18 protein-coding genes are annotated in these 14,142 nt (G+C 73.9%); 7 read left to right on the forward strand and 11 right to left on the reverse strand.

Annotation, left to right across the window (positions count from 1 at the left end; genetic code table 11):
- Positions 1–45 precede the first annotated feature (45 nt).
- From G495_RS0101600 to G495_RS0101630, 7 genes are all read left to right on the forward strand, one after another.
- The gene (locus tag G495_RS0101600; RefSeq protein ID WP_035250439.1) at positions 46–609 is read left to right on the forward strand and encodes a LemA family protein; all 564 of its coding nucleotides are present in this window, start codon (positions 46–48) and stop codon (positions 607–609) included.
- Between the two features lie 15 nt (positions 610–624).
- Positions 625–1,416, forward strand: coding sequence for a hypothetical protein (locus tag G495_RS0101605; protein ID WP_028586376.1), 792 nt, complete (start codon positions 625–627; stop codon positions 1,414–1,416).
- Positions 1,417–1,419: 3 nt separating this feature from the next.
- The gene (locus tag G495_RS0101610) at positions 1,420–3,306 is read left to right on the forward strand and encodes a DUF2207 domain-containing protein (protein ID WP_028586377.1); all 1,887 of its coding nucleotides are present in this window, start codon (positions 1,420–1,422) and stop codon (positions 3,304–3,306) included.
- 205 nt (positions 3,307–3,511) lie between these two features.
- Positions 3,512–3,658: a hypothetical protein gene (locus G495_RS21515; protein WP_156939539.1), complete on the forward strand. Its 147-nt coding sequence runs from the start codon at positions 3,512–3,514 to the stop codon at positions 3,656–3,658.
- A gap of 43 nt (positions 3,659–3,701) precedes the next feature.
- The gene (locus tag G495_RS0101620) at positions 3,702–3,929 is read left to right on the forward strand and encodes a hypothetical protein (protein WP_028586378.1); all 228 of its coding nucleotides are present in this window, start codon (positions 3,702–3,704) and stop codon (positions 3,927–3,929) included.
- A gap of 2 nt (positions 3,930–3,931) precedes the next feature.
- Positions 3,932–4,126 (forward strand): hypothetical protein, encoded by a 195-nt coding sequence (locus G495_RS0101625; protein ID WP_028586379.1) that lies wholly within the window; start codon positions 3,932–3,934, stop codon positions 4,124–4,126.
- Positions 4,127–4,218: 92 nt separating this feature from the next.
- Positions 4,219–4,581 carry a PilZ domain-containing protein gene (locus G495_RS0101630; RefSeq protein ID WP_028586380.1) on the forward strand — a complete coding sequence of 121 codons (363 nt, stop codon included), beginning with the start codon at positions 4,219–4,221 and terminating at the stop codon, positions 4,579–4,581.
- 170 nt (positions 4,582–4,751) lie between these two features.
- On the opposite strand, the gene rpe is transcribed toward G495_RS0101630, so the two are convergent.
- The 11 genes from rpe to G495_RS0101685 all read right to left on the reverse strand — a co-directional run bounded on the left by rpe (position 4,752) and on the right by G495_RS0101685 (position 14,107).
- Positions 4,752–5,420, reverse strand: a complete 669-nt coding sequence (rpe, locus tag G495_RS0101635) for a ribulose-phosphate 3-epimerase (RefSeq protein WP_028586381.1) — start codon at positions 5,418–5,420, stop codon at positions 4,752–4,754.
- Between the two features lies 1 nt (position 5,421).
- Entirely contained in the window at positions 5,422–5,880 is a 459-nt protein-coding gene (ahbA, locus tag G495_RS0101640) for a siroheme decarboxylase subunit alpha (protein ID WP_028586382.1), read from the reverse strand.
- Complete coding sequence (ahbD, locus tag G495_RS0101645) at positions 5,880–7,070, reverse strand: heme b synthase (RefSeq protein ID WP_028586383.1); 1,191 nt, start codon at positions 7,068–7,070, stop codon at positions 5,880–5,882. The genes ahbA and ahbD overlap by 1 nt, the downstream gene beginning before the upstream one ends.
- Positions 7,067–8,080, reverse strand: coding sequence for a porphobilinogen synthase (hemB, locus tag G495_RS0101650; protein ID WP_028586384.1), 1,014 nt, complete (start codon positions 8,078–8,080; stop codon positions 7,067–7,069). The genes ahbD and hemB overlap by 4 nt, the downstream gene beginning before the upstream one ends.
- Positions 8,081–8,161: 81 nt before the next feature.
- Positions 8,162–8,374 carry a hypothetical protein gene (locus G495_RS0101655; RefSeq protein ID WP_028586385.1) on the reverse strand — a complete coding sequence of 71 codons (213 nt, stop codon included), beginning with the start codon at positions 8,372–8,374 and terminating at the stop codon, positions 8,162–8,164.
- Between the two features lie 8 nt (positions 8,375–8,382).
- Positions 8,383–9,564, reverse strand: coding sequence for a 12,18-didecarboxysiroheme deacetylase (gene ahbC, locus G495_RS0101660; protein WP_028586386.1), 1,182 nt, complete (start codon positions 9,562–9,564; stop codon positions 8,383–8,385).
- A gap of 242 nt (positions 9,565–9,806) precedes the next feature.
- On the reverse strand, positions 9,807–11,138 hold the full coding sequence (locus G495_RS0101665; RefSeq protein WP_051444954.1) for a 4Fe-4S binding protein: 1,332 nt from the start codon (positions 11,136–11,138) through the stop codon (positions 9,807–9,809).
- Positions 11,138–11,800, reverse strand: a complete 663-nt coding sequence (locus tag G495_RS17040; RefSeq protein ID WP_156939540.1) for a 4Fe-4S dicluster domain-containing protein — start codon at positions 11,798–11,800, stop codon at positions 11,138–11,140. The genes G495_RS0101665 and G495_RS17040 overlap by 1 nt, the downstream gene beginning before the upstream one ends.
- Positions 11,801–11,877: 77 nt before the next feature.
- Positions 11,878–12,555, reverse strand: a complete 678-nt coding sequence (locus G495_RS17045; protein ID WP_035250444.1) for a hypothetical protein — start codon at positions 12,553–12,555, stop codon at positions 11,878–11,880.
- A 105-nt stretch (positions 12,556–12,660) separates the two neighbouring features.
- A complete protein-coding gene (locus tag G495_RS0101680; protein WP_156939541.1) occupies positions 12,661–13,002 on the reverse strand; it encodes a hypothetical protein in 342 nt (113 codons plus the stop codon).
- A 13-nt stretch (positions 13,003–13,015) separates the two neighbouring features.
- A complete protein-coding gene (locus G495_RS0101685) occupies positions 13,016–14,107 on the reverse strand; it encodes a YIP1 family protein (protein ID WP_028586389.1) in 1,092 nt (363 codons plus the stop codon).
- Positions 14,108–14,142: the final 35 nt, after the last annotated feature.

The raw sequence follows: 14,142 nt of genomic DNA on the forward strand, positions 1-14,142 counted from the left end.
ATGTAGACTGCCGGAGCATTCCCCGACCCAACCTGGAGGCAGCCGATGACCGCGTGGTGGATCGCCCTGGCCGGCCCGGCCCTGATCGGCCTGTGGCTGGCGCTGACGTTCAACGCCCTGGTGCGGGCGCGCAACCTGGTCCGCGAGGGCTGGAGCGGCATCGACGTGCAGTTGCGCCGCCGCCACGACTTGGTGCCCAACCTGGTGGAAACGGTGCGCGCCTACGCGGCCCACGAGGCCGAGGCCCTGGCCCGGGTCACGGCCCTGCGCGGCTCCGGGACGGGCGCAGGGGGCGGGGCCGTGGCCCAGGCCGCGCGCCTGGAGGGCGAGCTGGGCCTGGCCCTGGGGCGGCTGCTGGCCGTGGCCGAGGCCTACCCGCAGCTCAAGGCCGACGCCAACTTCCGCCAGCTCTCCGAACAGCTCGGGGCCGTGGAGGACGAGTTGCAGATGGCCCGGCGCTACTACAACGGCGCCGTGCGGCGGCTCAACGTCGCCGTGGAGTCCTTCCCCTCCAATCTGGCGGCCCGGCTGTTCGGCTTCGGCGCCGCGGAATTTTTCGAGACCCGGGACGAGGCCGTGCGCGCCGCGCCCCGGGTCCGGCTGGACTAGGCCGGGAGGCGCGTCGTGGGCGGCAAGACCCTGGAAGGCATGGCCGACGGGCTGGTGGAAGAAACCCTGGTGGAGGCGGCGAGCACCTTCTTCGGGTCGCGCAAGGCCCTGGAGGAGGAGATTGAGCTCTACCAGCGCCGGGTGGCGGAGCTGGGGCGCGTGCAGCAGGAGGTGCTGCGCCGGGCGGCGGCCCTGCACAGCCTGCTGCCGGGCCCGGACGCCGTGGGCGGGTTCTACGCCGCCATCGGCGTGGCCCCGGGGCGCCTGCCCGCCGCCGCCGCCCAGGCCGCGCCCGCGCGCCTTGGGGTGCGCGCCCCCCTGGCCCTGCTGCCCTGGCGGCGCTACGCCGGGCTGCTGCTGGCGGCCTACGCCGCGCTGGTGGACGCTGCGGGCGCCTACCTGCATGGCCGCCACTGCGACGGCCCCGAGGGTCGCAAGGTGCAGACCGTGAACCTCGACCAGCTGAACGAGTGGTGCCGCTCGCTCAACGAGCGCATCCAGGCCCTGAACCGCGACCAGCGCCCTTCGGGGACCATGAGCTTCGTGCGCGGGCTGGACCCGGCCGGGCAGGAGCGCAGCCGCCTGGCCGACGCGCCCCTGGACGGCTACGCCAGCGGGCTGGACCGCGACCTGGCCTTCGCCCCGGTCCAGTGCCCCGACGCCGAGGCCCTGGCCGTGCCCGAGCTGCCCTCGGCCCACAAGGTCCGCGGGGCGGTGCTGGGCCACGCCCGGGCGGTGTGGGCCGCCGATCCCGCCGCCGCCCGGGCCCGGGCCCGGGCCTTCGCCCGGGGCGCCAAGGGGCGCTGACCCGTGGGCGCCGCGCGCGTTTTGGCCTGCCTCGCGCTGCTGCTGGCGGCCCTGGGCGCGACGTGGTGCCCGGCTGGGGCCGCCGAGGCCGTCACGTCCTTCGCCAGCCGGGTGGAGGTGCTGCCCGACGGGCGCCTGCACGTGACCGAAACCATCGCCGTGGCCGCCGAGGGCCGCGAGATCCGCCGGGGCATCTACCGCGATTTTCCCACCGTCTACCCGCATCCCGCGCCCTGGGCCCAGGCCCTGGGGCTGGTGCGCCGCGTGGGTTTTTCCGTGCGCGGCGCCATGCGCGACGGCGCTCCCGAGGCCTTCGCCCTCCGCCCCCGGCCCGGCGGGGTGCGCGTGTACCTGGGCCGCGAGGACGCGCTGCTGCCGCCCGGGCCGCACACCTTCACCCTGGCCTACGAAACCACGGACCAGCTGGGCTTTTTCGCCGACCACGACGAACTGTACTGGAACGTCACGGGCCAGGGCTGGACCCTGCCCATCCTGCACGCGGCGTGCGAGGTGGCCCTGCCCCCGGGGGCGCGGCTGCTGGGCGCCGAGGCGTTCACCGGGTTCTCCGGCCAGCGGGGCGCGGCGTTCAGCGGCGGGCCGCAGGGCCCGGAGCTGGCCGCTTTCGCCACCACGGCGCCCCTGGCCCCCGGCCAGGGCCTGACCGTGGCCGTGCGCCTGGGCAAGGGCGCGGTGGCCGCCCCGGGCGGGGAGGCCGCCCGGCTGGCGCGCGACAACCCCGGGCCCCTGGGCGCCCTGGCCGGGCTGCTGGCGGCCCTGGGCGCCTACCTCTGGGCCTGGCGCCGCGTGGGCCGCGACCCCGGGGGCGGGGTGGTGGTGCCGCGCTTCCGGCCCCCGGCGGGGGTCAGCCCCGGGGCGGCGCGCTACGTGTTGCGCATGGGCTTCGACGACCATGTGTTCGCCGCCGCGCTGGTGGGGCTGGCCGTGCGCGGGGCCGTGCGCCTGGACCGCGCCCCCGGCGGCGCCTGGACCGTGGCCCGCGCCGCCGCCGCTGCCGAGGGCCTGGAACCCGAGGAGCGGGCCCTGCTGGAGGCGCTGTTCGCCCGGGGGCCGGAGGTGGCCCTGCGCCAGGAGGCCCACGCCGTGGTCCGCCCGGCGCGGGCGGCCCTGCGCAAGGCCCTGGCCGCGCGCTACCGGGGGGTGCTCTTCCGCGGCAACGCGGCCTGGCTGGCGCCGGGGCTGGCCCTGGGTCTGGCGGCCACGGGCGCCGCGCTGTGGGGCGCGCCCGAGCCGGTGCCCGCCGCCTTCCTCGCCCTGTGGCTGACCGTCTGGACGGCCATCACTGCGGGGCTCGTGCTGCGCGCCCTGGCCGCGCCCGCCGTGGGCACCCTTGTTCCGGCCCTGGCCTTCGCCGCCGGGTGGTGCGGCGGGGCGTTCATGCTCGGCGCGACGGCGGGCGGGCTGGCCCTGGCGGTGGTCGCCCTGGCCGGGGCCATGGCCGTGCTCTTCGCCTGGCTCATGCGCGCCCCGACGCCCGGGGGCCGCGCGGTGATGGACGAGCTGGAGGGCTTTCGCCTGTATCTGGCCGTGGCCGAGGAAGAGCGCCTGAACCTGCTCAACCCGCCGGACCGGACCCCGGAGCTGTTCGACGCCTGCCTGCCCTACGCCCTGGCCCTGGACTGCGAGCAGCAGTGGGCGCGCAAGTTCAGCGCCGTGCTGGAGGCCGCCGGGCGCGATCCGCACGCCGCCTCGCGCGGGGCGGGGCTGGCCGCGCGCGGGGGGCTGGGGCCGGGCGGGCGCGGGGGCGGGCTGGGCAGCTCCCTGGCCGGGGCCATCGCCGCGTCCTCGTCGGCCCCGGGCTCGGGGCGGGACTCGGGCGGCGCGGGCCGCGCGGGCGGCGGCGGCGGCGGCGGGGGCGGCGGGGGCTGGTAGCCCCGGGCGCGGCGGCGCATGCAATGGAACGCCCTGCCGTCATGGGGAAATCCGGCCCCTCCCCTGGCGCGCGGGCACGGCCAAACGGGGCGTTCCCGGCGCCCCGGACAGCTGGCAGCCCCGGGCGCGTGGCCTGCGCGGTTGCCTTTCGGCCCGCGCGGGGCTATAGCATGGGGGCGCCAACGCGCATACGGAGAAATGCAACATGTGGGAATCACTTTCTTTCCTTCTGAAGGCTGCGGCCATGGTCGTGATCTTCACCCTGCTGGCCCTGGGGGCCGGGGTGGGCATCGTGCGCGCCGCCAACCGCCGCGCGCGCCAGCGCGGGCAGGGCGGGGCCCCGGGCCGCTGAGGCCCGCCCGCGCCGCAACCCTTCGCCAGGAGCCGTATCTGCCATGAACATCCTGCGCATCCTCATCAAGGCCCTGTCCTTCGTGCTGGCCATCCCGTTCATCACCTACGGGTTCCTGGGGCTCATCAGGGCCATGCGCCTGGAGGGCGTCATCGACGACTACATGGGCTTCATCGGCTCCTACCGCAACCCGGTGACGGCGCTAATCCTGGTGGTCATCGGCGGCTGCCTGCTCTACGGCCTGAACGCCCTGGCCTCCAGGATCCGCTGACCATGGCCGAGCCCACTCCCGCGCCCCGGCCCTGGTGGCACAAGAATGCCTGGAAGATCGCCTACTTCGCCGCAGGCATCCTCTTCATCGGCCTGTCGCGCTTTTTCGTACCCTTCTGGCCGCGGTTCATCATTCTTTCCGCGTGGGCCGTGGGCATGGCGCTGATTTTCATCCGCCAGCTCGAAGCCGGGAAATGAGTGCCGGGGGTTGGCAGCCCCGGGCCGGATGGTGTACGGTGACGCCCGGACCCCTGCGCCCCGGCGGCGCCGGGCGGGGGCCGGGAGGGTGCATGACCGACCAGCGCAGCCGCAGCCGGGTTCCGGCCCGCTTCGAAGCCACCGTGTCCTGGCAGGGGCTGACCGTGCCTGTGATCAGCCTGAACATCAGCCTGCGCGGGATGCTCTGCGAGGCGCCCCTGGGCCTGGGCATGCACGCCGGGGACGCCTGCACCGTGCGCCTGACCCTGGCCCCGGACGTGGTGCTGGGCATCGCCGCCCGGGCCGCGCGTGCCGGGGGCGAATCCCTGGCCCTGGCCTTCGAGGAGATGGACCCCGCGACGTTCGCCCACCTGCGCAACCTGGTGCGCTACGCGGCCAGCGACCCCGACGCCATCGACGCCGAGCTGGCCGGGCCCTGCGCGGGCCCCTGCTGACCCCGGGCCGGGCCGCAGGGTCCGGCGCCGCCTGCCGCGTCGCCCCATCCATGAGCCCGCGCCCCGCGCCCCCTGCGCATGACCCCGCGCCGCGCCCCGCGCCCCCACGCAAAAAGGCCGCCGCACCCGCAAGGGTGCGGCGGCCTTTTCGGGCGGCCCCGGCGGCGCGGCTACAGGGCCCCGGCGGCGCGCAGGAAGGCCTCGTGGCGCTCTTTGTAGGGCGGGAACTTGAAGAAGGCCGAGCCGGAGACCAGACAGTCGGCCCCGGCGGCCACCAGTGCGGCGGTGTTCTCGGGCGTGCAGCCGCCGTCCACCTGGATCAGGCAGCGCGGGTTCAGCCGGTCGCGCAGGGCGGCCAGCTCGCGGATCTTGTCCAGGGAGAAGGGGATGAACGACTGCCCGCCGAAGCCGGGGTTGACGCTCATGATGAGCACCAGGTCCAGCTGCGGCAGCAGGTAGCGCACGGCGTCCACGGGGGTGGCCGGGTTGAGCGCCACGCCCACCTGCTTGCCCAGCTCGGCCACGGCGGCGCAGGTGCGCTCCAGGTGGCGGGTGGCCTCGGCGTGCACGCAGATCAGGTCCGCCCCGGCGCGGGCGAAATCGGCCACATAGCGCGCGGGCTCCTCGACCATGAGGTGCACGTCGAAGAACAGCCGCGTGCGCCCGCGCAGGGCGCCGATGATCGGTGCGCCCAGGGTGATGTTGGGCACGAAGGCGCCGTCCATCACGTCCCAGTGGACCCACTTGAGCCCGGCGGCCTCCAGGGCGGCCAGCTCCTCGGCCAGGCGCCCGTAGTCGCTGGACAGCAGGGACGGCGAGAGCAGGAAGGGCCGGGTCATGCTACTCCTCCCCGCCCTGCATGGCGAAATCGACCTTGATCTTGAAGAGCCGGGTGGCGGGCAGGTAGAGCACGTCCACCCCCGTGGCCGCGCCGATGTCCGCCAGGGCCTGCTGCACGGTTTCGGGGTCTTCGCCGATGAAGGTGAACCAGACGTTGAACTCGTGGTCGCGCAGGTAGTTGTGCGTCACGCCCGGGTGGGCGTTGACCGTGGCCACGAAGTGCTCCATGCGCTCGGGCGGCACCTTGGCCGCGCACAGGGTGGAGTGCCAGCCCAGGCGCGCGGACTGGAAATTGGCCCCGATGCGCCGGATGACGCCGGACTCCTTGAGGGCGCGCACGCGGGCCAGGGTCTCGGCCTCGGTCAGCCCCAGGTCGCGGCCAAGCTCCGCATAGGGCCGCGCGGCCACGGGAAAGCCGGACTGGATCACGTCCAGGATTCTGCGGTCGATGGCGTCCATCACGACTCCTCCCCCTTGCGGCGCGCCCGGGCCGGCTCGTGGGAGCACAGCGGCTCGGCGGCCATGTGGTCGCCGGACATGGTGTAGGCCCGGGCCCGGCACCCGGCGCAGACCTTGTGGTACTCGCAGACCCCGCACTTGCCCGTGAACTCGTCCTGGTTGCGGAACTGGTTGAATATCTTCGAGCTTTTCCAGATTTCCGGGAAGGGCGTCTCGCGCACGTTGCCGCAGTCCAGCACCAGGTAGCCGCAGGGCTGGACCTGCCCGGTGTGCGACACGAAGCAGAAGCCCACCCCGCCCAGGCAGCCGCGCGACACGGCGTCCAGCCCGAAGTTCTCGAAGGTCACGGGGATGCCCTCGGCCTTGGCGCGCTGGCGCAGGATGCGGTGGTAGTGCGGAGCGCAGGTGGCCTTGAGCTGCATGGCCGTGGTCTTCTGGAAGTCGTAGAACCAGTTGAGCACGTCCTCGTACTCGGCGGCGCTGATGACCTCGGCGCCCAGGCTGGCCCCGCGCCCGGTGGGCACGAGCAGGAAGATGTGCCACGCGGCGGCGCCAAGGCCCTCGCAGAGCTTGAAGATGTCCTTGAACATCCCCAGGTTGCCGCGCGTCACCGTGGTGTTGATCTGGAACTCCAGCCCGGCGGCCTTGAGGTATTCGATGCCGCGCATGGAGGCCGCGAAGGCCCCGGGCACGCCCCGGAAGGCGTCGTGGGACGCGGCGTCGGGCCCGTCGATGGAGATGGACACGCGCTGCACGCCCGCCTCGACCATGGTCCGCGCGCTCTGGGCGGTGATCAGCGTGCCGTTGGGCGACATGACGCAGCGCAGGCCCAGGCTCGTGGCGTAGCGCACCAGCTCGGGCCAGTCCTTGCGCAGCATGGGCTCGCCGCCGGTGAAGATCAGGATCGGGTCCCCGGCCTTGCGGAAGTCGTCGATGAGGGCCTTGGCCTCGGCGGTGCTGAACTCGCCGGGGTAGGGCTCCTCGTGGGCCTCGGCGCGGCAGTGCTTGCAGGCCAGGTTGCAGGAGCGGGTGATCTCCCAGGCGATGAGCCGCAGGGGCGGGGTGCCGTCGGCCTGGCGGGCGTCGTGGGGGTGCCCGCCGGGGGCCATGGGGTGGCCCTTGGGGCCGCCCGCGCCGTGGGGCGGGGCGGTGGGGTGGCCCGGGCGCCCGGGGTGCTGGGCCGCGCTCATGCCTTGCCCCCCTGGCCCTGGGCGCGCAGGCGCAGGAAATCCTCGGTGAAGTAGGTCAGGATCAGCTCGGCCCCGGCACGCTTGAAGGCCGTCAGGCTTTCGAGCATCACGGCGGCCTCGTCGATCCAGCCGTTGGCGGCGGCGGCCTTGATCATGGAGTATTCGCCGCTGACCTGGTAGGCCGCCACGGGCAGGTCGAAGGCCTCGCGCAGGCGGGTGATCATGTCCAGGTAGGGCATGCCGGGCTTGACCATGATGATGTCCGCGCCCTCGTCGATGTCGGCCTGGGCCTCGCGCAGGCCCTCGCGGGCGTTGGCGGGGTCCATCTGGTAGGTGCGGCGGTCGCCGAACTTGGGCGCGCTCTCGGCGGCCTCGCGGAAGGGCCCGTAGAAGGCCGAGGCGTATTTCACGGCGTAGGACATGACCGGCACCTGGGCGAAGCCCGCCTCGTCCAGGGCCTGGCGGATTTCAGCCACCCGGCCGTCCATCATGTCCGAGGGGGCGACCATGTCGGCCCCGGCCCTGGCGTGGGACACGGCGGTCCTGGCCAGCAGGTCCAGGGTCGGGTCGTTGCTGACCTCGCCGGAGGTGTCGTCCTGGCGCAAGAGCCCGCAGTGGCCGTGGTCGGTGTATTCGCACAGGCACACGTCGGTGGCCACCAGCAGATCGGGGTGGTTGGCCTTCAGGCGGCGGATGGCGCGCTGGACGATGCCGTCCGGGTCGTAGGCGCCGCTGCCGCGGGCGTCCTTGGCCTTGGGCAGGCCGAAGAGGATGCACGAGCGCAGGCCCAGGGCCACGGCCTGGCCCACCTGGCGGTCCAGCTCGTCCAGGGAAAGCTGGAACTGGCCGGGCATGGCGCCGATGGGCTTGCGCAGGGCCGCGTCGTCGGTGTCCACCACGAAGTAGGGCATCATCAGGTCTTCGGGGCGCACATGGGTTTCGCGGAAGATGTCGCGGATGGTCGGGGTTTTGCGCAGGCGGCGGCCCCGGAAGAAGCAGGGCTGGTCCATGGATGGCTCCTTGGGCGGGCGCCGCAGCCGCCGGGGCGCCCTGGGGCACCCCGGCGGGATTTGGCGCACAAGTCTACAAACCTATTTGCAGGTCCGCATCTGGTAGGCCTTGGCGCGCTCGGCGTCGCGGGCGGCCTCCTTGCGGGCCTCGGCCTCGGCCAGGCGCTCGGGGCTGAAGACGATCTCGCGGGTCAGGCCTTCGCCCTCGCCGCCGAAGAACTCGTCGCGCCGCGCGCTGGCGGCCATGACCAGCCGGAAGCCCGCGCTGGCTCGAGCGCGGGCGTAGCTGAACATGGACAGCCTCAGGCCTTGATCTCTTCGTCCGTCAAATAGCAGGCGGGATCCTGAGCCCATATGTCCCCGTAGTAGGCTTCCGCCCGGGCCCTGAAGTTTCCGCCGCAGATGGCGAGGTATCGGCATGTGGCGCACCTCCCGCCGACGTGCTTCTTCTTGTCCTTGAGCTTGTGCAGCAGTTCGATGGACGGGTCGTCCCAGATTTCGGAGAACGGGCGCTCGAGCACGTTGCCGAAGGTGTGGTTGCGCCAGAACTGGTCGGGGTGGACCTGCCCGTCCCACGAGATGCAGCCGATGCCGCGCCCGGAGTTGTTGCCCTCGTTGAAGTCCAGCAGGCGCTTGACCTCGGCGGCGCGCTCGGGGTCTTCCTTGAGCAGCCGCAGGTAGACCAGGGGCCCGTCGGCGTGGTTGTCCACGGTCAGGACTTCCTTGGGCTTGCCCTTGTCGAACAGCTCGCGGGTCTTGTCCATGATCAGGTGGACGGCCTCGCGGGTCTCGGCGTGGTCCAGGTCTTCCTTGATCAGCTCCGAGCCGCGCCCGGAGTAGACCAGATGGTAGAAGCAGATGCGCGGAACCTCAAGCTCCTCGACGATCTGGAACAGGGTCGGGATCTCGCCCTGGTTGCGCTTGTTGATGGTGAAGCGCAGCCCGACCTTGAGGCCCTCGGCCTGGCAGTTCTCCACGCCCTGGAGGGCCTTCTTGAACGAGCCGGGCACCTTGCGGAACTTGTCGTGGATCTCCTCGCCGCCGTCCAGCGAGATGCCCACGTAGGACAGGCCGATCTGCTTGAGCTCGCGGGCCTTGTCCTTGGTGATCAGCGTGCCGTTGGTGGAGATGACCGCGCGCATGCCGTTGGCCGTGGCGAAGCTGGCCAGCTCGGGCAGGTCCTGGCGCACCAGGGGCTCGCCGCCGGAGAACAGCATCACCGGCGCGCCGTAGTCGGCCAGATCCTTGATGATGACCTTGGCCTGCTCGGTGCTGATCTCGTCCTTGCCGTCGGGGTCCACGGCCTGGGCGTAGCAGTGCACGCATTTGAGGTTGCAGCGCCGGGTCATGTTCCACACGACCACGGGCTTCTTGTCCTTGGAGAATTGCAGCAGGTGGGAGGGCAGGGTCTTGGAGTCGCGCCCGTAGCGCAGGGCGTCCGAGGCCTCCACCGAGCCGCAGTAGAGCTTGGAAATGCCGATCATGAAAAACCTCCGTAGTGGCAGGGGGCGCGCCGGGCGCGTGCCCCGGGGCAGGGTCCGCCCGGGCCGCGCGACGGCGGACTCGCACCATAGACCGCCTGGGCCGTGGAGTCAAAGGAACAGGCCCGTGCAGAGCATTGATAATGGTAATCATCCGGCGGTGGGTGGCAATGCCCGGCCCCGGGCCGGGGGGCGCTGCCGCGCGCGTCCGTCGCCGGGGGCGCTGCGGGCGGGCCCCCGGGTGCTTAGATGCGTGCCACGCCCAGGAACATGGCGTGGGCGCTCACGGCCAGCACGGCGAACAGCGCCCGGGCCCGCGCCGGAGAGAGCCCCGGGAAACGGTAGCCCAGGGCGGCGTGGGGGCAGCGGCCCACGCAGTCGCCGCACAGGGTGCAGGTGCCCCCGGGGCGGCCCAGGGCCAGGCGCGCCTCGTCCAGGGCGCCGTAGCGGCAGGTGCGTACGCAGACTCCGCAGCCTGTGCAGCCCGGGCCCACGCGCACCCGCAGCGGGTTCAGCCGCCCCAGCAGGGTGGCGGCCAGGCCCATGGGGCAAAACGCCGTGCAGTGGGCCATGGTGCCCATGCGGCGGCTGACGGTCAGCATCACGGCCACCCCCGCCAGCCCGAAGGCCGCCGCCAGCCCCCCGGCCAGGGCCACGGGCGCCCCGGTCGCGCGCAGGCCCCAGGCCGCCAGCAGCACCAGCGCCGCCAGGGCCGCGCGCGCCGGGCCGCGCCAGCGGGGCAGGGGCCGGAGAACCTTGTGCCGGGCCGCCGCGGCGCCGTCCCACGCGCCGATGTAGCACAGCCAGCTGCACCACGCCGGGCCGACCACGGCCACCGTGGCCAGGAACAGCCCGGCCATGAACAGCCCCTCGCCCCGGAACACGGGCCCGGCGGCGATGAGCGCGGGCACGGGCAGGTGCAGGGCCCCGGTCATCAGCAGCCGCTCGGCCCCGGCCAGCCCCAGCAGCAGTTGGGCGAAGAATACCGCCGAGAACAGCCCCCAGGCCCGCAGGCGCAGCCGCCCCCAGCGCCGGGGCCCGCCGCCCGGGGCCAGCAGCGCGCGCGTCAGCCACGCGGCGTAGGCGCCCAGGGCTAGGGCCAGCAGCCAGCCCGCGCCGGGGAGGAAGCGGTCGGGCAACAGAATGGGAAAGGGCACCGTGGCCCGGCACACGGCCAGCAGGGCCACGGTGAGCGCCAGGGCCAGGGCGGGCGGCCAGTGGGGGGCGGGGTCGGCGCCGTGGCGCCGGGCGGCGGGTCCGCGCTCCAAAAGGGCGACGCCCAGGGCCGCCAGCAGCATCACCGCACCCAGGATCAGGGCCAGCCGGGCCCAGGGCAGGTCCATGGCCACGCGCAGGCGGATCAATTCGCCCCCGGCATGGGCCCAGACCAGGATGGCCCAGCCCAGGGCCAGCTGCGCCGCCCGGCGTACCCAGCCGTGGGGCAGGGCCAGCAGCAGCGGGGCCAGGGCCCAGGCCCCGGCCAGCCCCCAGTGCCCGGCGCGCAGGGCGTGGGCCCCCAGCAGCCACAGCGAGAGCACCGCCGGGGCCAGGCTGGCCAGCAGGGCGGGGGCGGGCATCAGGGCTGCCCCGGGTCGCGGGGCGGGCCCGTCAGGGCGGCGGCGCCCAGGCGGGCCACGACGTCGCCGGGGCGCTCGTGCCCCTGGCGTGCGGCCAGGCAGGCGGCGAGGAAATCCGCAGCCAGGGCGGGCAGGGCCCCTGGGGCGCGCAGGCCGGGCAGCTCATCGGCCAGGCGCGGGTGGCGGCCCAGCTTGCCGCCCAGCAGCAGCCGGAAGCCGCGCTGGCCGATGCTGATGGCCTGGGCCGGGCAGGCGGCGGCGCAGGCCCCGCAGCCCAGGCAGCGCGCGGCGTCGATGCCCCGGATGCTGCCCAGGCCGTCCAGGTCCACGGCGGCCTCGCGGCAGGCGGCGGCGCAGGCCCCGCAGGCCACGCAGGCCCCGGGGGCCACGGCGGGCAGGGCCGCGCCGATGGCGCCCGTGTCGGCGATCTGGGGCTGGGAGCAGGCGTTGGGGCAGTAGGCCACGGCCACGCGCAGCAGCGTGTGGGCGTGCTGCGCGCCGGGCCCGGGGGCCAGGGGCAGGCGGCCCAGGGCGTCGGCCAGGGCCTGGGGCAGGTCCGGCGCGTCCAGGGCGCGGCGCGGGCAGTCCACGGCGCCGCGGCAGGCGGTGACGCAGTAGCCGGGGCCCTCGATGCGTACGGTGCGGGGTGCGGGGGTGCTCATGGCGCCAGCGTAGGCCGGGGCGCGCGCCGGGGCTTTGACCGGGGTCAAATCCGCAGGCCGCCCGGGCCGGTGGAGGCTCAGTCCAGGGGCGAGGGCGCCGCCGGGTCCTCCTGGGGCTGGCCGTGGTTCCAGGCCTTGACCGGCACGGCCAGGTCCTGCGCCAGGGCGGTCATGATGGCCTGCACCGGCTCGGCGGGCAGGCGGGATTTCTTGGTCAGGATGATGAAGTCGCGGGTCTGGGCGTTGCGCATCTCGCCCGCGTGGGCCATGGACCACAGCAGGGTGCCTGCGGCGGCGTCGTAGACCTCCAGGCGCACGCTGACCTGGGTGGTGCCCGACGAGCCGCCGAACATGACGTGGGTGATTTCGCCGCCCACGATGAGGTCCGCCGAGCCGTCGGCCACGGCCATGGCCTGGGCCGGGGTGCGCCAGGTCTCGCCCTGGGCGAAGGCCAGGGCCGGGAACACGCGCTCGCGCAGCCAGGCCTGCCAGAACACGCGCGACATCTCCTCGGCGTAGGGCTGGGCGTTGGCCATCTGCGGGCGCATGCGCAGGGGGAAGAACACCGCCGTGAGCGGCTGCATGGGCGGGTTCTCGGGCTCGACGAAGACCTCGGGCTGCCAGGCGCGGGTGACCAGCTCGTCCACGTAGAGCACGGGCGGGTTGGCGAGGTCGGCCTCCATGGCGCAGGCGCCAAGGAGCAGGGTGGCGAGCAGGCAGGCCAGCAGAGGCAGGGCCGGGCGGGCGGACGTCATGGCGTTTCCTCGAAAGTCGCGGCGTTGGCCGGGCGCGCGGGCGCTCCGGCGCCGGGAAGGCCCCGGCGCCGGAGGAGAAGCAAGATGCGTACCTGCGCCGCGCGGCTACTGGATGCGCTCGGTGGGCGGGGGCGAGGCCTGCATGGATTCCAGGAGCTGGTCGCGCGACAGGATCAGGCTTTTGCGCAGCTCCAGCCGCTTCTGGGGCGACAGGCGCCGGAACTCGGGGCGCTGGGCGATGCGTTCGAGCTGGTCCATCTCGTCGAGGATGCGCCGGGCGCGGGCCGAGAAGGAGGGGTCCTCCTGCCAGAGTTTTGACGCCGCGTCGGCGATCTCGCGCAGTTCGGCGGCCATGTGCAGGAACACGGCGGGATCGATCTCCCGGGCCACTCTGCGGGCCTCGCGCCACTGGCGCCAGCGGGCCATGAGCCTGGACAGCACCCGCATCGCTCCCCGCCTCCTACAGCCCCGCGTCCGGGCCGACGCCGTGCATGGCGGCCACCACCAGGGCCAGGGCGCCCAGGGTGTACAGGCCCACGGCCAGGGCGGCCTTGGCGAAGGATGTCTTGTGCACCCCGCGCAGGGCGTAGGTCAGCAGCACGATGCTCCACACCGAGCCGACGTACATGCCCGCCACGGGCACGACCATGCACAGCGAGGGCAGGGCGGTGTACGCCACGGCGCGCACCGTGGCCTGGAACCCGCCGGACACGCCCCGCATGAGCGTAAGCAGCAGGTGCAGCACCGCCGAGATGCCGAAGAGGAAGAAACTGAGCACCAGGGGCCCGGCCACGAGGACGAAGAGATACGAGGCGGCCACGGCGGCCCCGGCAGTCAGGCCCTGGACCTCGGCGGGCAGGTCGGTGGCTGCGGGGGCCTGGACGCCGTGCAGGCCGAACTCCACGGCCAGCTGGAGCATGACGGCCACGATGTTCAGCAGCACGTAGAAGACTGCGGGCCTGCCGTAGCCCCGGTCCACGGGCATGGCTTCGAAGAACAGCCGGGGAGCGGTGGCGGTGCGCTTGCAGGTTTCCCACAGCCCGCCGAAGAACCCGAACTGGTCCAGGCGCTCGAAGGGCACGTCCACCACCGGGGCGCCGTGGTGCCCGGGGCCGCCGGAGGCGTCCGCGTCGCGGCCCGGGTGGCTGTCGCCCAGGTGCTCCAGGCTCTGCCAGATGTCGCCACCCTTGCGCTGCGGGCCGTCCAGGGGCGGCAGGGGGTCCTCCTCAAGCAGGCCGATGTTGCGCACGGGGCGGGTGTCCGGCTGGGGCTCGGGGCCGGGCTGGCCGGGGGCGGGCTCGGCCTGGGGCGTGTCCTGAGTGTCCTGGGGCATGGCCTGGGTCGCGCTCTCGGGGGCGGGCGCGGGGGATTCCTGGGCGGGCGCCGGGGGCGCCTGCGCGCCGGGCTCGTCTGCGCCGTCCAGGGCGAAGTCCACGTCGCGGAAGCGGAACTTGGTGCCGCACTGGGGACAGGTGGCCTTGACCGAGTTGGCCGGCACCTTGTCGTCGGGAATGGAGCGGCTGTATTTGCAATTCGGGCAGGTGATGTCCATCGCGTGTCCTTTGGGTTGCGTGCAATGCACAACGA

Source organism: Desulfocurvus vexinensis DSM 17965, from assembly GCF_000519125.1.
In the GTDB taxonomy this organism is placed as follows: domain Bacteria; phylum Desulfobacterota; class Desulfovibrionia; order Desulfovibrionales; family Desulfovibrionaceae; genus Desulfocurvus; species Desulfocurvus vexinensis.